The sequence below is a fragment of the Hoeflea sp. CAU 1731 genome, assembly GCF_039888615.1.
Classification (GTDB): domain Bacteria; phylum Pseudomonadota; class Alphaproteobacteria; order Rhizobiales; family Rhizobiaceae; genus Flavimaribacter.
In genome coordinates this window covers 1-21,409 of record NZ_JBDQQS010000018.1, presented here as the reverse complement: position 1 = coordinate 21,409, position 21,409 = coordinate 1, and the positions used below count along the sequence as shown (strand labels likewise).

The following is a 21,409-nucleotide window of genomic DNA, read 5'->3' as shown; positions in this document are numbered from 1 at the left end:
ATCTTATCAGAATGCTTTACAAGTTCATGAAGGGTGGGCTTCGCGAACCTGATTTATGACAGACGCGAGAGTGCAGAATTCCTCCACGGAGAGGGTTTCAGCCCTCCGTTGCGGGTCAATGCCGGTTTGCGCAAGAAGCGTCTCTCCGCCAAGCGCTTTCAGGCTTTGCCGCAACATCTTGCGTCGCTGACCGAAAGCGGCCTGCGTTACCCGTTCCAGCGCAGAGACATCGCATTGCAGCAGTTTGTGCCTTGGGTGAAGCTGGACTATGGAAGATGTGACTTTCGGTGGCGGCGTAAAAGCTTGTGCGGGGACGTCGAAAAGCAGACGGGTATCACAACGCCAGCCGGCGAGCACTGACAGCCTGCCATAGGCGCTTGCGCCGGCTTCGGCGATGATACGCTGCGCCACTTCGCGCTGAAACATCAGCGTCAACGATTCATAATATGGCGGCCAGGGCTCAGCGGTTATCCAGTCGATAAGCAGGCGAGTGCCGATATTGTATGGCAGGTTCGCGACGATCTTTACCTTGCAGTCATCGAGGTCCAACGGCCGAAACTCCAGCGCATCACCCTCAATCACGCGCAGTCGGCCGGGATAGTGATTAGAAATCTCGGCAAGCGCCGGAAGACAGCGGCCGTCTCTTTCGATCGCGATCACGCGGTCGGCGCCTTCGGCAAGCAAGGCGCGCGTCAGGCCGCCTGGTCCAGGGCCAACCTCAATTACCGTTCGGCCTTCAAGTGGGCCGGCGGCTCGGGCGATTTTCGCCGTCAGATTAAGATCGAGCAGAAAGTTCTGACCGAGCGATTTGCGCGCGTCGAGCCCGTGACGCGCTATGACGTCGCGCAGCGGCGGCAGATCGTCAATCACCGGCATGACGCTGCTTTCGCTGGTGCGCGGCCATACGGGCGGCGAGTCTTAAGGCGGCAAGGAGGCTTCCCGAATGCGCCTTGCCGGAGCCCGCAATGTCGAACGCCGTTCCGTGATCAGGCGAGGTTCGGATGAACGGCAGCCCCAACGTCGTATTTACGGTATCGTTGAACGCCAGCGCTTTGGCCGGAATAAGCGCCTGATCATGATACATGCAGAGCGCAGCGTCATAGTCGCGCCGCGCCTCTGCATGAAACATGGTGTCAGCGGGAAGGGGGCCGAAAGCGTTCACGCCCTGGGCGCGCATTTCCGCTATTGCCGGCGCGATGATCGCAAGATCCTCAGATCCGAATGATCCGGATTCACCTGCATGTGGATTGAGACCGGCGACGGCGATGCGCGGTTTGGAAATTCCGAAGCGGGATTCCAGATCGCACGAAGTTGTCAGGCCTGTTTCGACGATGAGATCTGTCGTCAATTGCTCTGGCACTTTTCGTAGCGGGATATGAACTGTCACCGGTACGACATTCAGGTCCGGGCCGGCTAGCATCATCACCGGCATATGCGCTTCGTCCGTACGCTGCTTGGCAAGTTCCGCCAGGAACTCTGTATGGCCCGGAAATCCGAATCCGGCGTCGTACAGGATGGCTTTGGCTATTGGGTTGGTGACAACGGCCGCGGCCTTGCCCGACATGGTTAGATCGACGGCGCGCCGGATTGCCTCCAGAATGGCGTCGGCATTGTTTCTGTCCGGTTTGCCGGGTTTCGCCGAAACCCTATTTTCAAGCGGTAGAACCGGCAAAGTTTCGGCTTGCGACAGGGCGTCGGAGGCTTGGTTTATCTCGGCGACTGCAATTTTCGCATTCAATTGTTTTGCGCGCTCCGCCAACAACTCGGCGGAGCCGAGAACGGCAAAGGGCGGCAAGTTAAGCTCTGCGCGTCGACGCCATAGATCAATCGTAATATCGGGTCCGATCCCGGCTGGATCGCCCATCGTAACGACAAGGGGCAGGGACATCGCGTTCATCAATCCTCACCCGATAGAATGGGGTCGTCGGGTCACCGCTCAGTGATAGGATATGCGCGCTTTTTCCTGCAACTCCTTCAGGAACTTCTCGCTGTTGGCGTTGCTTTCGTCACTATCCTGCTTCTCACTGCGAAACACCATTTCGGCGGCAAGGTCATCTGACACCTGCCTCGCGCGGCACACGGCGAGGAATTCCACGCCCTGTTCCGTCACCTGAACTGGTGTCGTGCCGCCTTCCGGAGTCTTTTCGACTGCAGTTTTCCAGTTCTTCGGCAATTCCGGCTGCATGATGCGCCCAAGGTCGCGCACGGAAACATCGAGTAAGCCCTTGGCGAATTCGTGGCTCGAATCGCACCCCACAAACCGGCTGCGCATACTGGAAGCCTCTTTCTTCCGCCGGTTCAGGATGGCGCTGCGCTTGGATTGCGGAACAACAAAAATGACCTGTTGTAGGATATATTCGGTTGTGGTGGGTTTTTCACCGCCGCGCTCGAGCATGTTTTTGACCAGTTCTTCCGTCGACATACGACCACCGGAAGTGGCGAATCTCGCCTCGACCAACTTGGGCCATGTCATTTGGGTCTTGATAAATTCCTTGAAGTGGTCCGCTCCGACGCCGGACTGGTCGAGCGCCTTTTCCATCTGCTTGTCGGACATCTTGTTGCCCTTGGCGAAACGTGTGAATGCTGCGTTCACCTGCGTGTCGCTGGCGCTATAACCAAGTCGATCGGCTTCGCTCAATTTGAGCGCCTGTTCGATCATCTGCTCCTTGGCTTTTTCCTTCAAGTTGCCTTTTTGCCTCTGTAATTGCAGCAGCTTTGATCGGCGTTGCAGGTCAAGCGTCGTAATGACCCTGTCATTCACCACGATTGCGATCTTGTTGGCGATTGCGGTTCCGCCATAGAAGAGCGACGCCGCAAGCACGACAATTGTCAGCGCCAGGCGAATTCCTCCGGCTGATATCTCCCTTTTGAGACCGATTGTCATTGTCCGTTTCCTGTTCAATCTCGTGTGGTAGTGTACGCGTAAACCGATATTATGTGTCAATTGCACATCGTTTTGGCACAATAAAGACCTTTAAAGCACCAATATGCACACTTCCAACGCCCAGTGGCGTGGTCTGGCTTGTCGGTTTTGCGATTTCTTTCGTCAGTAGACCGTGGTGAACGGTGAAGAACCGTTGTCGTTGTTGTCCCACAGTTTGCTGTCATAACCGACATCTTCGCTTCGGCCAACTTTGAAGTCACCCAGCGTTCTAAGGCTGATTCTGACGCCGATGCTCCAATCCACAGCCTCGTTCTCGTCACGCGTCTGCGTATAGGCCAGCGATATGGCCGTGCATTCGTCGTCGTAACCGAAGCCCCAAGTATTGTTGGTGATGATGTCGTTTTCGAGATCCCACTCGATGGCGCCGAATGCTCGCCAGTATTCTGCGAACCGCACAGACGCCGCTCCTTTGAATTCATGTCGATAGGAATCCGTGCCGTAACCGGGCTGCGGGACGACCGACGTGTACGAGATTGCGGTGCTGAAGTTGCGTCCTGAATATGATCCGCCCAAGTCGACGCGCTGCAAGCTGAAATCGGCTTCGTCAAAACGTCCTTGGGTGGTGAAGGTCAGACCGTTTGGCAGATCTAGCCCTATGCCGCCGACATAATCGGAGCGTGCGGTTTCGAGACCGGAAGAAGCGCCGACATTGACCAGGTCGTCGGTCGCAAAGGAATTCAGCCCGGCAAGTTGGAAGGATTGACCGAACACGCCCCTGAGGGACATACCGTTGTCGAATGTGCCCGTATAGCGAATTCCAAGATTGGCCCTGGTTCCGCCCTCGATCCGGTCATACCCGGAGAATTTGTCCTGTTCGAAAAGGTTTGTGGCGTCGAAGATGAAGCTTTGTGCATCTTCGTTCGGCAATCCGCCGGCATATTGCTCATCGGGTCTGACGAAGATTTGGGCAATTGGCTCAACAATATGGGAGCTGTTCTCAGTCGAAAACAATATTGGGTACCGCGCCTCAAGACCCGCGGTCGCCATGTAGCGACCGACGCTGTCAGCGTCGACGAATGGTCCCGGGTAGGTCAATGGGCGGTCTACGTCGAGATAGTTGACGTCGCCGCGTAGGCCGAAGATGGGCGTCAACAGGAGTCCTACATCGGTGTAAAACGTCCGGCGCCAATCAAGTTCGGCAGTCAGGCGCGTGTTTGTTCCCTTTACGCCGCGATAGGCGTCAAAGAACGGATATTCTTCCGCTTCGCGGCGGGTCAGACTAAGGATATTGGCGTCGAAACTGAGTTCGCCTCCGGCCACCGGCTGATCGAACGTCTTGTTGTAGTCCAGCGAGGGGTGGACGATTGGCTGCTGTTCTTCCGCCATGTTCTGCGGATTAATTGACTGCACATCGTAATAGAAGGCTTGCAAGTCAAAGAAATTCCTGCCTTCCAGCCCCGTCAGGTAGATATTGGAAGGGACAGTGCGGTTCCGGTAGCCTTCGATGCCGTAGGTGTTCGAAAAGCTGTTGTCGCTTTGGAGCATGACATCCCATCCGAAGATCCATCGCGGATTGATTCGGAAGTCACCCTTGGAGGCGATCATACCACGTGCGTCATTCTCGGCGTCGACTGTTCCCTCCTCGAAGGCGCTGCTGTCGAGCTGATAAATTCCGGCGGTCGTTAGCACATGTGCGCCATTGTCGAATTGCCTGCGGAATTCCGCCTGACCGAGGAAACCCTGCCTGGTATAGCCAGTGACCTGAAAAGTTATGTCGCTGCGGGGCCCTGTCACCAGGAAATACGGCACGGTCAGCCCGACCCCGAGTTCGTCACTGACAACGAAATCAGGCGTCAAGAAACCGGATTTGCGCTCCACAGTATGGTCGGGCACCTGAAGGGTCGGAATATAGGCGATGGGCATTCCGAACAGTTCGAAGCGAGCGTGCTGAAGGGTAATCGTCTGGGTGTCGCCGTTCTGGATTACCCGCCGCGCCTTGACCTGCCACAACGGCGCCTTGTTGCTTTTCGGTTTATCCTCGCAGACCTCGCAGGCGGTATAAACGCCGTTGTTGAAAATGGCCTGATCGCCGCCGATTCTCTGGGCGCTATCCGCCACGATATAGGTGTCGTCGGGAGTTTCGATCCGCAGCGCGTTTACGAACCCGTCGGCGAAATCATCCGTTACGTCGAGTTCTTCCGCATAAATGACATTGCCGCTCGGCTCGATCAGTTCGATGTCGCCATAGGCTTTCAGCCGTCCGGAATTCTGGTCGTAGACCAATCGTCGGGCGACCATCTTGTATTTGTCGTAGTCGATCTGGACGTTGCCCGAAGCGGTAATGATCTGATTGTCATAGTCGTAGACGAGTTCATTGGCCGTCAGGATAAGACGGGCGTCGGGAGACACATTGATGTTGATATCGGAGCCGGAATTGGGTGTGCTCTGCGCGATAGCTGGAGGTATTGCGACCGAACCCGCCAGAACAGCGGACAGTGCGGTAACCAAGCCGACGATACGCGTACTCTTCTTTTCGCGGCTTCTCGACAAATCCACTACCCATCCTCCTTGTGGAGAAGTACTGTTACTCCAAGCGCCATCGCAACGATAACAGGCAGCCATGCTGCAACAAAAGGTGGCACTGTCCCCGCCGTTCCGAAAGCTTTCGCCAGAACAGATACGACATAAAGCAGAAACCCGGCCAAGATGCCAGCCAAAATGATCCCGACTGATTGTCCGAACCGTATAAATTTGAGAGAAACGGTTGCGGCAATCAGAGTCATTGCAACGAGAAGTAACGGCAACGCAAGCAGGGATTGATACTGCATGGCGAATGCATTCGCGCCCAGGCCAAATGAGCGCGCCACTTCTATTTTGTCGGGCAGTTCGAAGAAAGAAACAGCCTCAGGCGCGGCAAGTGATTCTTCCACGGCTCTTGGATTGAGATTGGTTTGGATTACGGCGCTCTTGATTTCCGCAGGTCCCGGACCTGCGACGCGTTTGACGTTGGACAGGACCCATTGACCATCCTGGAGTTCAGCAGTCTCGGCGTCCAGTCTCTCGATGATATCGCCTGCCTCGTTGAATCGGATGAACTTTGCGCCACCCAGCAACAGACCGCGGTCTGCAATGGTTTCGGCTCCGATGATCGTTACGCCCTCATTGGTGCGCTGACGCAGCCACGGCGTACGTTCGATTTCGCCGACTGTCCCACGCTGCATGCCGAGGGAAACCTCGTACCCGTGCACGATGGCAAGGGCCCTTGCGGAAAGCGGGTTGATTGCGGTGATCAGAAATACGCCGATCAGCAGGCTCGCCACGCAAAGCGGCGACAGAAACTGCCAGGCTGATACGCCGGTCGAGCGGGCGACGACCAGTTCGTAGCGTCGATTGAGCATCAGAAGCAGTGTCATTGCAGAGAAAAGAATGACGAACGGCGCCGTGACCTGGATGATTCCGGGCAGCCTCAGTATCGAAAGCTTGATGCCCAGACCAATGGTGTAGTTCTCATGCCCGGAAATGCGGCTTGCGAATTCAGTGAAATCGACGAGGAAGATCAAAGCGACCATTCCAAGAACGAACCAGCCGGTTACGACAAGATAGCGTCGAAAGAGATAACGCCAGAGCGTGAGGCCCATCATGACGCGCGCCTCCCGCCATAGCTGTCGATTAGCCGAAACCGGAGGAGCAGGGGACGCGCGGTCCGCATCGCAAATGCTGCAAGGCTGGTCGCGCCGTCGATAAGGAACTGCGGTGTGCGAAAGGTTATGTTGGTCAGGATAAGGGATCCGAAAGCAACGATGCCGCCCGCCGGAATCGCGTAGCAAAGAATCATGTAGATGACTTCCCTGCCGGATTTGTCGGTGACAAAATAACCCAATCCACGCAGGAAGAAGCCGATCGCCGCGGCGAAGATCATGCTCCAGATCTGTTCGCTTCTGTGGGAATGCGCCTTACCGAGAAAATAGATCGTGATCAGGGCGAACAGAACCGGATAGAGCCATTCGGAGAACCGTCTGTTTATTTCCGAATAATAGTTCTGCGGCCTTCTCTGATAAATCGCGTCGTTGGGATCGGGATTGAACAGATACGCCGTGGTCTGTTCCTTGGGATAGTAGAAGGCGGCGCTGGACTGACTGTCACCGATCAGACTGAGATCAAAGGCGTACGTGGCGAACTTGATGACTGACACGTTGCCGTCGGCCTTGATTTTCCTGTGCAGTTCACCGTCCGACATCACCAGGAAGTTCTTGCCTTCGCTTTCAATGAAGGCGCCGTATTTCGCGTAGTAGACCAGTTCTGTCGCCGGATCTCTCTCGTCGGAGAGAAAGATACCGCCAAGCGACCCGCCGGCGAGCTTGTCGGCCACATGGACGTATAGGTTGTTCTGCAGCTTGTGAAAAATGCCCGACTGGACAGCGACCGAGAGCAGATCGGTCCGCGCCTCCACCAGAAGGTTCCTGAGATTGCGGTTGGCCCAAGGCTCGGCATAGAGGCTGGTCGCGAGTGATGCCAGAGACATCAGCATGGCCAGAATCAGGATCGGTTTGGCAGTCAGCATCCTGGAGCCGCCGGACGCCTCGATCACCGGTAGTTCCGAGTCGCCATTCATTGTGCTGAGAGTCTGCGAAGCGCCGAGCATCAATGCGAACGGCGTGACCACCACGAGCATGGACGGAATCAGCAAACCTGCAAGCCGAAGGAAGGTCATTAGCGACTGACCGGTCGAACTCATAAGGTTCACGTGGATCAGAACCTGCGTGATCATCGCGATCGCCGTAGTGACGAGGAGGGTGGCGACCGTCAGCAGTAGGACCCTGCGAAATATATAGCGTTCAATCAGATTCATGCAGTCCGGCTTCCGGGTCCCGCCGTTTCTCTCTTCTCAGATCATCGCCACTATAGGGAACTATACCTAATGAGCGACCAATACACATAGTAAACAAATGGTTAAGCCCAAAACTCCGGTTTTCTTGTATTTCATGCAATTGTGCACACGGAATTGGCGCCTGTGTGGCGCCTTTGTGACACGGTCGGGCGCCCGAACGTTGCTTATTGTCTGTGAAAACGTCAACAACATGACAAATCGACCCTGGCGCTCGTTGCGGTCTACGTGGTTCGGAATATATTCATGAGCGAACCATCATTGGAGAAATTATGACCAAGCAAGTGAATATCAGCTTCTCGAAATCGGCAAAGCTCAATGGCGGACTGGCGATTATGCTCTGTGCAAAAGGGGGCGGACTTGTCACAAACGCCAGCGACGTGGATCCGGCCGACGTTTCGAAGAAGGCGATAGCCATCTCCGCCTATGAGAGCAAGCCCCTGGCGACGCTGGAGGTTATGGCGCCGGAAGCCAGCAAAGCCGACCGTTTCTGCCTCCTTGGAATTGGAGATCCGGGAAAGGTGGAGAGTCACGATTGGCTGAAGCTGGGCGGCGTAGCGTTTGCCCAGTTCAGGAACAGCGAGAAGGTGACGGTCTACACCGACTTGCCGGATATGGACATTTCGGGCGAGGTCGTGGCGAAAATGGCCATGGGCATGTTGCTTCGCGCCTACAATTTCGACGTCTACAAGACACGCAAGAAGGGCAAGGGCAAAGACAAGTCGCCGAAAAAATATTCGGTGACGATCGTCACGCAGGCCGCTTCCGTCGCAAAAAGAGCCTTTGAAGACCTCAAGGCGATCGAACAGGGAGTCGCGCTTGCCAGAAACCTGGTCAACGAGCCGCCAAATATCCTTGGACCGGTCGAATTCGCGGATAAGGCAGCGGCGTTGGCGGAACTCGGCGTCGAGGTCGAAATCCTCACCGAAAAGGAAATGAAAAAGCTTGGCATGGCTGCGCTGCTCGGCGTCGCCCAAGGCTCCGTTCGTCCGCCGCGGCTTGCAATCATGCAGTGGAAGGGCGGCAAGGAAAAGCAAAGACCCATCGCCTTTATCGGCAAGGGCGTTGTGTTCGATACGGGCGGTATTTCACTCAAACCCGGCGCCGGCATGGAGGACATGAAGGGCGACATGGGCGGCGCCGCAGCCGTGATCGGTCTGATGCATGCGCTTGCCGCGCGCAAGGCGACAACCAATGCGATCGGCATTCTCGGACTGGTCGAGAACATGCCGGATGGCAACGCGCAAAGACCAGGCGACATCGTTACGTCGATGTCCGGCCAGACCATCGAAATCATCAATACGGACGCCGAAGGCCGGCTCGTCCTGTGCGACGCGCTGTGGTACTGTCAGGATCGCTTCAAGCCGGAATTCATGATCAATCTCGCGACCTTGACCGGCGCCGTCATTGTGGCGCTCGGCCACCATCATGCAGGTCTGTTCTCTAACAACGACGAATTGAGCGAGCGGTTGACGCAGGCAGGTTTGTCGACGGAGGAGCGTGTCTGGCGCATGCCGCTCGGCCCCGACTACGACAAACTCATCGATTCCAAGTTTGCCGACATGAAGAACACCGGAGGACGCTCGGCAGGAGCGATTACCGCCGCGCAGTTCCTTCAACGTTTTGTCAACGATGTTCCCTGGGCTCATCTTGATGTCGCCGGCACCGCCATGGGATCGCCCAATACGGAGATCAACCGCTCCTGGGGATCGGGCTATGGCGTGCGGCTTCTGGATGAGCTCGTAAGAGCCAATTACGAAAGCTAGAACATTTGGCGGAACTGCTTTTCTATCATCTGACGGAGTCCCGCCTGGAGGAAGCCCTGCCGCCGTTGCTCGAGAAGAGTCTCGGGCGCGGTTGGCGCGTTGTCGTTCAGACGGGCTCGGATGAAAGGCGGGACGCGCTCGACCAACTCCTCTGGACCTGGCGAGACGACAGTTTTTTGCCGCATGGCATTGAAACAGCCGATCACGCGGATATGCAGCCTGTGCTTCTATGCAGCAGCCAGTCCAACGCCAATAATGCGAGCGTGCGGTTTCTGGTCGACGGCGCGGAACCGCCGGATCTCGTATCCTACGACCGCGCCGTTTTCATGTTTGATGGCCATGATCAGGAACAACTGGAGGCTGCTCGCGGGCAATGGAAGCAGTTGAAGGGCGCCGGCCACGAACAGACCTACTGGCAGCAAACTCCTGACAGGCGCTGGGAGCGCAAAGCCTGAGCGGCGGCCTCTCGATTCACTCCGCTTCCGGTGGACGCGTCACCAGGATAAAGTCCGTGCCCCGGTCTGTCGTTTCGCGGCTGAGACCCTCATCGGATATCGCCAGCGACGAGCCGGCGACGATCATGCCGTTGATCCGTTCGCGAATCGCCGGTGGCATCTCGATACGGTCGAGCGCTTCCGCGATATCCGACGATACGGCTGTTCTGCCATCCTCGGAAAAGACGATCTCGGACAGAATCGACGCTTGCGGCTGGTCAGGCAACGAGAGGCTTTGCCAGTAAATCCTGTCTTCGCCCGGTGTTTCGGCAAGGGCGGACAGAAAATGCGCGCCCAACGGTTTTTCCGGTTCGGAGATGTCGACCGGGGCGTCGAACACTGATTTGAAGTTGCGGCGAACATAGATATGGCCGCTCTTGAAGGGGCCGCGGCCCGAAGCTTCGTGCAGTTTTCTGGCGAGATCCATGGAAAGCGTTCCGGTTGGATCGAGATCCAGGCTCTTTTCGAAGCGGATTATGGCGCGACTGGTTGCAGGCCCCATCCAGCCGTCTTCTTTTCCCGCATTGAAGCCCAGTTCATTGAGCATCACCTGGATGTCGCGAACGAGTTCGCGCCCGGTTCGCCGCGAGATGAGAATGCGCACAGGATCGGTGGCTTCCTGCGCGAATTCCGGTTCCTTTTTCGCCGCCTCTACGGGATCCTTGACGTCTACGCCGGATCTCAGCGAATATTCCGAGCCAACGTCGGACTCGGAATTCGCAGTGGACTCTGAACTGACCATTACAAGGGAAGCCTGTTCGACCACCGAGGACATTTTCGCTTTTTCCTGCGGATCTCCAGCAACCTCGGCCGCCGGTTCGACGGGCGGATAGAACAGATTGTCGTGCGTGATTGCAAACGGTGATTTCTCTTCACCTACGATAATGACATGCGCTCCAATATCTGTGTATCCGAAGAGCTGACGTGCAAATTCTTCCGGCAGGCGCACGCAGCCATGCGACGCTGGCTGATCGGGAACGCTGTCAGACTCGTGAAGCGCGACGCCGGACCATGTCAGGCGCTGCATGTAGGGCATTGGCGCCTGGCTGTAGATGTTCGACTTGTGATGACGGCGTTTTTCCAGAATGCTGAATACGCCCGTAGGTGTGCGGTGACCGTCTTTTCCGGAAGAGACGTTCGAGGTTTTCACAAGCTTGTCGCCCGAGAAGACCCTGATCGTCTGCTTGTCCAACGAAACGATCAACAGGATAGGTTCTTCGGAACGATTGTCGGGATGAGACCATTCGATGACATCTTTTTCGGTTCCCGAGCGAGCATTCGCCCAAGATTCGTGAACACCAACGGAAAGACACGCCATCATTCCTGCGACTGGTGCGAGCACGACGCCTCGGACAATATAATCAATTCTCACGGCAACCCCCTACAAAAAACCGCATCCACCAAAACAACTACCTCGACCGGCGCGTATTACCCCGTCTTTGCAAGGCCGAACATAACCTCTTTAGAATAGTTGCATTAGTTTTCAGTAAATCAAGCGAATAACAGGAATAACTTACGCCATATCTATCTCAATTTCGCGTGAATTGAGGTTTCTTGTAAGCTTATGCTTCTCGGTCGTTTAGGTCTTGTTTCTGCGGTTATCTTCGCATTGCTTTGCCTTCAAACATTCCATAAACCTGTCCGAACGCCTATCGCAGGCGCTTGTTACAGGGGAGGCAAATCATAATGAGCAAGCCGGTTGAGTTCTTTTACGACTTCGTAAGCAGCGCGTCCTATGTGGCCTATAAACGACTTCCGGCAATGCTGGAGAAAACGGGCGGACACATAGTGTGGAAACCGATGCTGCTCGGCGGTCTATTCAAGGCTGTAGGCAACACCACGCCCGCTCATGTCCCGGCCAAGGGGCGCTGGATGTTCGAAGATCTCAGTCGGACGGCCGAGAAATTTGGCATACCGTTTTCCGTCAATCCGGCCTTTCCGCTCAATACAATTCTGGCCCTACGCGGTGTGATTGCAGCTGAAAAACTCAATCCGGGTTACGTGAAACCCTACATGGACGTGATGTTCGATGCTTCTTGGGCGGAGGGCGGCGACCTCGGACGTCCCGAAGTCGTCATGGAGCTTATGGAGAAGGGCGACCTTCCGGCCCAGGAAATCGCCAACCTGGCGCAAGGCCAGGCGGTCAAAGACGAATTGCGGACAAATACCGAGGAAGCAGCAGAGCGCGGAGCCTTCGGAGCGCCGACTTTCTTTGTCGATGGCGAGATGCACTGGGGGCAGGATCGTCTCGACTGGGTCGTGGAAGCCGCCGCAAGATAACGTCGCACAAGGCTCGCGGAACGTTGAAAGGGTAATGACCGATGGATTATGTCGTACCAATTATCATCGTTCTCGCATTTGTCCTGATCGGTCCGATACTCGGTACAGTCGCCTTCTTCCGCATGCGGACTTTGCGGCGCGAGTTCGACGCATTCAAAGCTCAGTTTGGCGCGCTGCCTGATGTTGGACAAAGCGCCTTGGCCAGGGTTGCGGCAGAAAAAACGGCCAAGCCGCCATCCGATAGCCAAACCAACGATGCCTTGGCGCCCGAGCCGGAGGAATTCATCCCCCAGCCTCAGGAGGCCAGCGTTCGTTCGGCGGAGGAATCGGAGCCTGAGAAACCGCCCGCCGCAGCGTCTGCCACGCTGGAGACGAAGCCAGACAGGAACTTCGAAGAAACTTTCGGAGCGAAATGGGCCGTTTGGATCGGCGGAGTTGCCTTGGCGCTCGGCGGCGTCTTCCTCGTACGATACTCGATAGAGCAGGGGCTTTTGGGACCCGGCGCCCGAGTGCTCTTTGGAGCATTGTTCGCCATCGCCATGGTGGGAGCAGGCGAGTGGACACGTCGGGCTGGCAATCAGTGGTCTTTTTCCCGATTTGAATCAGCCAACATTCCTTCAATCCTGACAGCGGTCGGAACGCTCACCGCCTTCGCGACCATCTTTGCGGCCTATGCGTTGTACGGTTTTCTGTCCCCCTTCATCGCGTTCGCTGGCCTGACGATCGTCACTCTGCTGACCATGGCGGCCGCCTTGCTGCACGGTCCACTGCTGGCGGGGTTTGGCATTCTCGCAAGTTTTCTGGTTCCTTTCCTGGTCGCGACCGACAACCCAAGCACGATCGGACTGGCCGCCTATGCGCTGGCGGTCTCGATCTCGGCGTTTGGCGTCGCCCGCCTGAAATTCTGGCTCTGGATGGCGATCGTCGCTGCGCTCGGCATGGTGTTCTGGGGCATGGTTCTGCTGTTTTCTGCGGAGGACGGTTATCGGGCGGTCGTCGCCGCCTACGCCGTCATTTCCTGGACGATCATCTGCTTTGTATTTGTTGTCAGCCTTTATGATCGATCCGTCGACGCGGTTACCGACCCCGATCATGCGGCGTGGCCGCTCCTGTCCCTTGCATTGTTGCCGTTGCTTGGCCTGACGCCGGACCATACCGATACGCTCAATGTGGTGATACTTGTCCTCATGCTTGGCGCGCCGTTATTGGTGGCGCAAGAATGGACTGCCTCACGCTACGTCGCGCCGGTAGCGGTTGTTATCGTGGCTCTCGGATATAGCGGTTGGGACATTGCGCTTGAAAGTCTGACAGAATGGCGTCTGCCACAGGCGCCGGACGCCGCGCCGGCGCTTGATATGCTGCCGGGTTTCCAGCAGAAACTCTTGTCCACATACGCCTTTCTCGGAGCAGGGCTGGGGGTGCTTGCCGTCCTTCTGGGTATGCGCGGCTCTCTGGTTTCGACGGCGAGAATACCCGTCGCCATCGGTGGAGCATTTCTTCCGGTTCTCGTTGTCGCAGTCGCGTATGCGCGGATGGAAGCCCTGCAGATTTCCTTCCGCTTCGGCCTGCTTGCAATCGTGCTAAGCGTCGCGCTCTTCGGGCTAGCTGACATTCTAAAGCGCCGATTGCTTGCGGAAGCGCTTGGACGCGACGGGGCGATCGCGGTTTGGCTCATAGCCTCTCTCTCCGCCTTCACGCTCGGTCTGTGCATGATGCTCGATCGCGGGGCGCTAACGGTTGCGCTTGGTCTGATGGCGCTGGTTGTCGTTGTCGTCTATGTCCGTTATCCGCTGGTTTCGTTGCGGGTGGTCTCAATTCTGGCGGCGGCGTTGTGGGCGGCGCGGGTCGCCTGGGATCCGGCGATCGTGGGAGATGATCTTGGCGCGACACCGGTCTTCAACTGGCTGTTGCTCGGCTACGGCGCGCCGGCGGCCGGCTTTGTTGCGACAGCCTATCTTATGGAGCTTCGCGGTCGCGATGTCTGGCTCGAAATCATGGAGGCGATCGCTACGCTCGCTGTCACCGTGACGCTGGCGCTACTTGGGCTGCATGCGATCGATCCGGACAGCCTTTTCACAGCAATCGATACACTCGCCGAAGCCGCTATGCTCGCGGTGATTGGCGGCGGCATGGCGTTGGCGCTGCTACGCCTGCCGCGCACGTCTGCGAGCATCACCCTGCAGCGTCTGTCGGAAATCCTGGGCGGCATTGGCATGGCGATCGCCGGTCTGGGGCTGCTCTTTGTCTACAATCCGCTGATTACGGGTGAATGGATCGGCCAGAGTCTGTTCTTTAATGTGCTGCTGTTCGCCTATCTGCTGACGGCGCTTCTGTACGGAGCGTTGGGCTTCTTCAGTCTTGGTCGACGTCATCCCTATTACAGCAGATCAGCAGTCGCCCTGTCTGGAGTGCTTTTCTTCGCGTGGATTTCTCTGGCGATCCGACACGGCTTCCATCCGGGCCGGCTCACGGTGGGAGAGACTGGCGACGCAGAGTTGTATGTGTACTCCGCCGCCTGGCTGCTCATCGGTATCGTCACGTTGCTTGCCGGGCTCGCTACGGGCGTGCGCTATCTGCGCATCATCTCCGGGTTCATCATCGTCGCTGTTATCGCGAAAGTGTTCCTGTTCGATATGGCGGCCCTGACAGGATTCCTGCGGGCCCTGTCATTCATTGGCCTGGGCGTCGTGCTCGTGGGCATCGGCCTTGTCTATCAGCGCCTATTGCGGCAGGCCGAATAGAGTGGCGTTGCGGTCATTCGGCGGCAATGGCTTCGTCATACTCGGCTGAGAGCTCCAGCCATTCTTCCTCCGCGCTGGAAAGGCTGCGCTGCGCCTGATTGCGCTCGCGCGCTTTGTCGGCTGCGAGTCCTGGCGAACGGTCATAGATCGTCGGGTCTGCAAGTTCGGCGTCGAGTTTCTGAATCTGGATCTCAAGTCTTTCGGTCAAGGATTCGATTTCCTTGATTTTTCTTCGCAACGGCGCCAACTGCTTCCGGCGATCCGCCGCAGCCTTGCGCTGATTCGATTTGGACAAGCCAGGGTCGGAAATCTCCGGGTCGGTATCTGTCTTCTCACCTTTGAGGATCAGGGTCCGGTAGTCGTCGAGGTCGCCTTCATAGGGGCGCACCGTTCCGTGATTGACCAGCCATAATCGGTCCACCGTCGCTTCGAGCAAATGGCGGTCGTGCGAAATCACAATGACCGCGCCGTCATAGTCGTTCAGCGCTTCGACAAGAGCCGTGCGGCTGTCGATATCCAGATGGTTGGTCGGTTCATCGAGAATAATGAGATTTGGATGATTGAAGGCGGCGAGCCCCATGAGCAGACGCGCCTTTTCGCCTCCAGACAGGTCGCGAGCCACCGTTCCCATCTTCTCCGTTGAAAGCCCCATCTGCGAAACCCGGGCGCGCACCTTCGCTTCCGGCGCGTCCGGCATCCGGGCGCGGACATGATCGACCGCGCTTTCCGACGGCACAAGATCGTCGAGTTGATGCTGCGCGAAGTAACCGACTTTCAGGTTGGGCGCGCGCACCATGGAGCCCGTGTCGAGGTCCAGACGACCGGAAATCAGCTTTGCAAATGTGGATTTGCCGTTGCCGTTGGCGCCAAGAAGGGCGATGCGGTCGTCATGATCGATTCGCAGATCAAGGCCGGCCAGTATCGGTTTCCCTGTCTCGTAGCCGACCGACGCCCGTTCCAGGAGAACGATCGGAGACGACGCCTGTTTGTCTGGCTTCGGAAAGCTGAACCCCTGAGTATGCTCCTCAATGACGGCTGCGACAGTTCCCATTCGTTCCAGCGCCTTCAGACGCGATTGCGCCTGCCTGGCCTTCGACGCCTTGTAGCGGAAACGCTCGACGAAAGACTCCATGTGCTTGCGTTTTGTCTCAACCTTCGCCCGCATCTTCGTCTGCAACTCACGAGCTTCGGCGCGCTGACGCTCGAACTGGTCGTAAGGTCCGCGGTAAAAGACGAGCTTCTTCTGCTCCAGATGGACGATGGAGTTCACGGCATTGTTGAGCAGGTCCCGGTCATGGCTGATGATCAGCACCGTATGCGGATATCGCCGGACATAATCTTCCAACCACAGGGTTCCCTCGAGGTCCAGATAGTTCGTCGGCTCATCGAGCAGCAGGAGGTCGGGCTCTGCGAAAAGCACCGATGCAAGCGCAACGCGCATTCGCCAGCCGCCAGAAAAACTGGAAGCGGGTCTTTGTTGCGCCGCTTCGTCGAAACCGAGGCCGGCGAGAATGCTGGCGGCTCGTGCTTCCGCTGAATGGGCGTCGATATCGACCAGCCGCGTATGAATTTCGGCGATCCGGTGCGGGTCCGTCGCCGTTTCTGCCTCGCGCATCAGCGCAAGCCGTTCCGTGTCTGCACTCAGCACGATCTCGATGAGTGGCTGTTCCGTCCCTGGCGCTTCCTGGGCCACCTGGCCGATCCGGCAGTTTTTCGGAATGGAAACCGAGCCTGTTTCCGAGGCGAGGTCGCCGGATATGACGCGGAAGAGGGTGGACTTCCCCGTGCCATTGCGGCCCACCAGTCCGGCTTTCGAGCCGGTGGGCAGCGTTACGGAGGCCTGGTCGATCAACAGTCGGCCAGCTATGCGTACGGACAGGTCGGTAATTGTCAGCATTGCGGTATCGAATTTTTAGCGCGGACGGGCGGGATCGCGACTACGAGAAGCGCGCGCCTTCCTCGGTTCGCTGGTAATAGATGAGATCAAGCGGAGGCGGTTCATGACCGAGCACCGAGAGGATCATGTGCAAGTGTCCCCGGTGATGGGTCTGGTGATTGAAGAAATGCGCAAGAGTAGGTGCTAACCGCTGCGTCACCTCAACCGGGTTCGTTACCGGTGTGTAGGTGAATTCGCCTTCAAGCGTTTCTTCATCCAGCAAACCGATCCATGAGATGATGCGTCTGTCTTCCAGGATACGGGCTTGTCGAAGCGTGCCGAAATCATCAAACAGAATTGCATCGAGACTGTTTGACGCTTCTCCTTCCCCCGTAAAGCGACGCAACCAGATTCGATCGGCCACGATCATGTGGTTCAAAGTCCCGTGAAGGGATTTGAAGAATGCGCCGCAATCGCGGACATAGTCTTCGTCCGACACGCCGTCGACGGCCGCGCAGATGCGATCGTTCGCCCACCTGTTGTAGGCTGCAAACATTTCAAAATGTTCTTTCATGTCCGCGCGTTCCATTGTTGTCTTCGTATTTGGCCGCACTCATACCGCAACCGCGAATGGCTGCAAAGACGGCATTGCGACGTGAATTGAAATGACATCGAAAAACGGCAGAATGCCATGACCGCTCAATCAGGAGGACCCGATGACGATCATAGTGTACGAACTTGTTGGCGGTGACGCATCCCGGCCATTCAGCCCGCACTGCTGGAAGACGCTTATGTCTCTGGCTCACAAGGGGCTGGAATATCGTCGCGAGGCGGTGCCGTTCACCGACGTTCCAAAGGTCGAGAGTGGGGCCGGAAAGACAGTTCCGATCATCCGCGACGGGGAACGTGTTGTCGTCGATTCCTTCGACATCGCGCTTTATCTGGATGAAGCCTATCCTGACCGGCCATCGCTGTTCCGCGGCGAGGGCGGCAAGTCCATGGCGCGCTTCATCGAGGCATGGGCCGCGACACAGATCAACGCCGTGATCATCGGGCATATTGTGCAAGAGATACACCAGATGCTGTCGCCGGAAGACCAGACCTATTTCAGGCACAGCAGGGAAGCGCGTTTTGGCATGTCGCTCGAAGATTGCAGACAGGCGACTCAGGAGCGCTTCGATAGCCTGAAGAGTCGACTTGATCCCTTGCGTTTCATGCTGAATCGCCAGCCTTTTATTGGCGGTGAAAGCCCGCTTTTTTGCGACTACATCGTCTTTGGCGCATTCCAGTGGTCGCGCATCTGCTCGCCGGTCAAGATGCTGGATCCGGATGATCCTGTTCACGATTGGTTTGAATCGCTGCTCGATCTTTATGACGGTCTCGGAAGGTCTGTGCCCGCAGCCGCCTGAATTCGGTCGTGCAAGCGCACTGGGCCTTGTCTTGTCGCCGGCGCGCCGCTATAGAGCGCGCAAATCTCAGCCAACATTTGCAAGGAAACGACATGGCGATCGAACGCACATTTTCGATGATCAAACCCGACGCGACAACGCGCAACCTCACCGGTGCGATAACAAAGATGCTCGAAGAGGCGGGTCTTCGCGTCGTAGCCTCCAAGCGTGTCTGGATGAGCCTGCGCGAAGCCGAAGGCTTCTACGCCGTGCACAAGGAGCGCCCCTTCTTTGGTGAACTGACCGAATTCATGTCTTCGGGTCCGACGATCGTTCAGGTTCTGGAAGGCGAAAACGCGATTGCCAAGAACCGCGAAGTCATGGGTGCGACCAATCCGGCGGACGCCGCCGAAGGCACGATCCGTAAAACCTACGCCCTGTCGATCGGCGAAAATTCTGTCCACGGCTCGGATGCGCCGGAAACCGCCGCAGAAGAGATCTCATACTGGTTCTCGGGCACTGAAATCGTCGGTTAATCAACCGCTTGCTCCGAAATGATGAATCACCGCCTGACCTCGGTCAGGTGGTTTTTCTTAACAAATTTTGAATTTCGGCACATTGCTCCGGTAGCTTGATACCGGGATTTGATGGTTCGTTTCAGGCCAGGGGTGCAGAGATCGGCGGTCCTGCATTTGAGAGCAAAGTCGTGATTGTTGCTTTCCGGCGCTGACCGCTTCTTTCCATTGACGGCTGACAGTACTAGCGAAGTCGATGCGCCTCATTTGATCCGTTCATCGTTGGCCATGTCGTCGATGAGAAAGTCGGCTACGGGAAGTTGAAGACATCATTCCGGAAAGGAGGAACTTCAAGAGCTACCTATTGGCTGCTCACAACTGATGCACAGGCCCTGAGTGGCTCAAGACGCGATCCGCAAAGCACCTGCGGACAATCAATGATCGACTTGCAATTGCCGGCAGTCGAAGGTTATCAATTAACGAGATGACGAGAGACGCTGGCTTGCAAACACTTAATCCTCTGAACGAAGCTATCAGCTTAGCCGCTAACGGATTGGCGTTACGGTCCAGTCTGCTGGCGGGATCCCATGTTGATGGCGACTCCGACGAGTCGCTCAGACTTTCATTTGATCAGCCGGCCGGCCGGGGAACGATTGAGTTCTTCGAATTCGATCCAGATTTCAGCATTATCGTGAGCGATTGCTTCTGGCAGCAGGACGGTTTCGTCAAATATGCAGGCGAAGGCTGGATTCGGTTTAATTTCTGCCTCGACGCCTGTGCCTCGTTCGATTTCGACGATCTCGGGCGGTTTGAGCTGCGTGGTCAAGAACTGCGGGTTTTTCACCAGCCAGACGGGGTCGATTGCGGACACTATATTCACGGGAACGCCCGCTCTGTCTGTATTACGATTTCGATCCAGCGCCATTATCTAGGCAAAATTACCGGTGTTCTTGGCAACTGGTTTTTGGATGCTGCTTCCCAAGGCGGATCAGACGGCTTCTTCTTCCATCGCTGCGAGATGGGGAGCGACGCGCTTCGCGCAGTCGCCGACATGTTGTCGATGCGTCATGGCGGCTCACTCAGGCTGCTCTACGCAAAGGCAAAGACCGAAGAACTCCTCGTCAGCGCGCTGTCGGCCGCGCACCCTGATGTCGAAAGGACAGAGGTTCGACTGGGTAAACAAGACCGGAAGCGCATAACGCAGGCCCGCGAGATACTCGATCGACAATTCGCGAGTCCGCCGTCAGTATCAGAGCTTGCACGGCGTATCGCCGTAAACCGAAACAAGCTCACCTATGGGTTTCGGGACATGCACGGCTGCTCGATGAGCGAGTACATAGCCGAACGCCGGCTGGAAACCGCGTGGCGGTTGTTGAAGGAAACTGAATTGCCAGTCAGTCACATTGCCGAAGATGTGGGATATAACCATCTTCCGAGTTTCTCCGCTGCATTCAAGAAACGCTACCGGATCTCCGCGCGGGCGCTTCGCCGGTCGCTCGAGTCGGAATCGTGACGATCAAATAACAAGCAGTGACGCCGACCTAAGACAAGTGCCTCCCTTCCTGACACGTTTGATTTTATCGACAAATCAGGTTTGGGACGGAACTCAATGACCGACAATCACGACAAGATCACATTCGTGCTGGTGCACGGATCCTGGCATGACGGCAGATCGTGGCGGCACGTCGAAAAGCAACTCCACGCGCTCGGACATTCCACTCTGGCGCCGACGCTGCCGGGGCGTGGAGAAGGGAGTTCATCCAAAATCACCTTTAAGGACTGCGTCGACAGTTTGGTCGATGCGGTGACTATGGCAGGCCTGTCGGGTTTCGTGCTGGTCGGTCATAGCGCCGGCGGAGCGGTTGTTCGAAAGGCGGCGGAAAAACTCCACGACCGGATTGCGCGTCTCGTCTATATTTCGCCGCTGCTCGCCGGCAACGGCGAACCAATTCTCGCGGCGGTCCCGCCCGACTATGGCGCTCTGTTTAAGGAAATGGCTGCTCAATCGCAGGATAATACAGTCTTTCCACCTTGGCCGGTCTGGCGAGACGGCTTTATCGGCGACGCGGACGAGGCGACCGCAAAAGCTGCATTTGACGAGCTCTACCCGGAGCCCTTTGCGCCGATTGTCGAACCAATAGAATTGAAGATGTTCGAGACCTTGCAAATTCCCACAAGCTACGTCAATCCGACCGAAGATGTGGTGTTCCCGGTTGGGGAATGGGGCTTCTTTCCGCGGATGTACCAGGAGGTTGCGCCCTGCCGCCTGGTTCAGCTTCCGGGCAGTCACGAGGTGATGTATTCCAATCCGGAAGCTCTGGCCAATGCGCTGGTTGCTGCTGGCAGACCCTGACACCGATGATTTCGGACCGGGATTACGCGCGCCGTGACGCCACAGCGCTGGCAAAACTCGTCAAGGCCGGAGAGGTTTCTGCCGAAGAACTGCTCGAAGCGGCAATTAGAGCATCGTGTGCTTTGAGTGAATCAGGGATGCTTCCAATTGTGCCGGCGGTGTGATTCTTTGGGTCGAGGAGATGATTCGATGACCCATGCACTTTCCAGTGACCTTCGCCGGCGTGT

18 protein-coding genes are annotated in these 21,409 nt (G+C 56.8%); 8 read left to right on the top strand and 10 right to left on the bottom strand.

The window, feature by feature from the left end:
* Positions 1–24: 24 nt before the first annotated feature.
* The 6 genes from rsmA to lptF all read right to left on the bottom strand — a co-directional run bounded on the left by rsmA (position 25) and on the right by lptF (position 7,733).
* Positions 25–876: a 16S rRNA (adenine(1518)-N(6)/adenine(1519)-N(6))-dimethyltransferase RsmA gene (gene rsmA / locus AAFN47_RS22900; RefSeq protein ID WP_499811589.1), complete on the bottom strand. Its 852-nt coding sequence runs from the start codon at positions 874–876 to the stop codon at positions 25–27.
* Positions 863–1,897 carry a 4-hydroxythreonine-4-phosphate dehydrogenase PdxA gene (gene pdxA, locus AAFN47_RS22895; protein ID WP_499811588.1) on the bottom strand — a complete coding sequence of 345 codons (1,035 nt, stop codon included), beginning with the start codon at positions 1,895–1,897 and terminating at the stop codon, positions 863–865. Before pdxA ends, rsmA begins: the two co-directional genes overlap by 14 nt.
* A gap of 39 nt (positions 1,898–1,936) precedes the next feature.
* The gene (locus AAFN47_RS22890; RefSeq protein ID WP_499811587.1) at positions 1,937–2,884 is read right to left on the bottom strand and encodes a SurA N-terminal domain-containing protein; all 948 of its coding nucleotides are present in this window, start codon (positions 2,882–2,884) and stop codon (positions 1,937–1,939) included.
* Between the two features lie 162 nt (positions 2,885–3,046).
* Positions 3,047–5,182, bottom strand: coding sequence for an LPS-assembly protein LptD (locus tag AAFN47_RS22885; RefSeq protein WP_499811676.1), 2,136 nt, complete (start codon positions 5,180–5,182; stop codon positions 3,047–3,049).
* 257 nt (positions 5,183–5,439) lie between these two features.
* The gene (gene lptG, locus AAFN47_RS22880; RefSeq protein WP_499811586.1) at positions 5,440–6,525 is read right to left on the bottom strand and encodes an LPS export ABC transporter permease LptG; all 1,086 of its coding nucleotides are present in this window, start codon (positions 6,523–6,525) and stop codon (positions 5,440–5,442) included.
* Positions 6,522–7,733 carry an LPS export ABC transporter permease LptF gene (gene lptF, locus AAFN47_RS22875; protein WP_499811585.1) on the bottom strand — a complete coding sequence of 404 codons (1,212 nt, stop codon included), beginning with the start codon at positions 7,731–7,733 and terminating at the stop codon, positions 6,522–6,524. The genes lptG and lptF overlap by 4 nt, the downstream gene beginning before the upstream one ends.
* 308 nt (positions 7,734–8,041) lie before the next feature.
* Here lptF and AAFN47_RS22870 point away from each other — a divergent pair, with 308 nt between their 5' ends.
* Positions 8,042–9,535: a leucyl aminopeptidase gene (locus AAFN47_RS22870; RefSeq protein ID WP_499811584.1), complete on the top strand. Its 1,494-nt coding sequence runs from the start codon at positions 8,042–8,044 to the stop codon at positions 9,533–9,535.
* Positions 9,536–9,540: 5 nt separating this feature from the next.
* Positions 9,541–9,990 (top strand): DNA polymerase III subunit chi, encoded by a 450-nt coding sequence (locus AAFN47_RS22865; RefSeq protein WP_499811583.1) that lies wholly within the window; start codon positions 9,541–9,543, stop codon positions 9,988–9,990.
* 16 nt (positions 9,991–10,006) lie between these two features.
* On the opposite strand, the gene AAFN47_RS22860 is transcribed toward AAFN47_RS22865, so the two are convergent.
* The gene (locus tag AAFN47_RS22860) at positions 10,007–11,401 is read right to left on the bottom strand and encodes a L,D-transpeptidase family protein (RefSeq protein WP_499811582.1); all 1,395 of its coding nucleotides are present in this window, start codon (positions 11,399–11,401) and stop codon (positions 10,007–10,009) included.
* Positions 11,402–11,715: 314 nt separating this feature from the next.
* On the opposite strand from AAFN47_RS22860, the gene AAFN47_RS22855 reads away from it, so the two are divergent.
* Both AAFN47_RS22855 and AAFN47_RS22850 read left to right on the top strand, forming a co-directional pair.
* Positions 11,716–12,309: a 2-hydroxychromene-2-carboxylate isomerase gene (locus AAFN47_RS22855; protein ID WP_499811581.1), complete on the top strand. Its 594-nt coding sequence runs from the start codon at positions 11,716–11,718 to the stop codon at positions 12,307–12,309.
* Between the two features lie 41 nt (positions 12,310–12,350).
* Complete coding sequence (locus AAFN47_RS22850; RefSeq protein WP_499811580.1) at positions 12,351–15,050, top strand: DUF2339 domain-containing protein; 2,700 nt, start codon at positions 12,351–12,353, stop codon at positions 15,048–15,050.
* Positions 15,051–15,063: 13 nt separating this feature from the next.
* Here the strand turns inward: AAFN47_RS22850 and AAFN47_RS22845 are convergent, their stop codons facing one another.
* Positions 15,064–16,947, bottom strand: coding sequence for an ABC-F family ATP-binding cassette domain-containing protein (locus AAFN47_RS22845; protein ID WP_499811579.1), 1,884 nt, complete (start codon positions 16,945–16,947; stop codon positions 15,064–15,066).
* Positions 16,948–16,987: 40 nt separating this feature from the next.
* Positions 16,988–17,500, bottom strand: coding sequence for a DinB family protein (locus tag AAFN47_RS22840; protein WP_499811578.1), 513 nt, complete (start codon positions 17,498–17,500; stop codon positions 16,988–16,990).
* Between the two features lie 142 nt (positions 17,501–17,642).
* On the opposite strand from AAFN47_RS22840, the gene AAFN47_RS22835 reads away from it, so the two are divergent.
* From AAFN47_RS22835 to AAFN47_RS22820, 4 genes are all read left to right on the top strand, one after another.
* Positions 17,643–18,335, top strand: coding sequence for a glutathione S-transferase family protein (locus AAFN47_RS22835; protein WP_499811577.1), 693 nt, complete (start codon positions 17,643–17,645; stop codon positions 18,333–18,335).
* A gap of 92 nt (positions 18,336–18,427) precedes the next feature.
* A complete protein-coding gene (gene ndk / locus AAFN47_RS22830; RefSeq protein ID WP_499811576.1) occupies positions 18,428–18,850 on the top strand; it encodes a nucleoside-diphosphate kinase in 423 nt (140 codons plus the stop codon).
* 463 nt (positions 18,851–19,313) lie between these two features.
* Entirely contained in the window at positions 19,314–20,342 is a 1,029-nt protein-coding gene (locus AAFN47_RS22825) for a helix-turn-helix domain-containing protein (RefSeq protein WP_499811575.1), read from the top strand.
* Between the two features lie 96 nt (positions 20,343–20,438).
* Entirely contained in the window at positions 20,439–21,182 is a 744-nt protein-coding gene (locus tag AAFN47_RS22820; RefSeq protein ID WP_499811574.1) for an alpha/beta fold hydrolase, read from the top strand.
* A gap of 22 nt (positions 21,183–21,204) precedes the next feature.
* Here AAFN47_RS22820 and AAFN47_RS22815 read toward each other — a convergent pair.
* Positions 21,205–21,409, bottom strand: a 205-nt coding sequence (locus tag AAFN47_RS22815; protein WP_499811573.1) for a hypothetical protein, incomplete at its 5' end; no start/stop codon positions are given.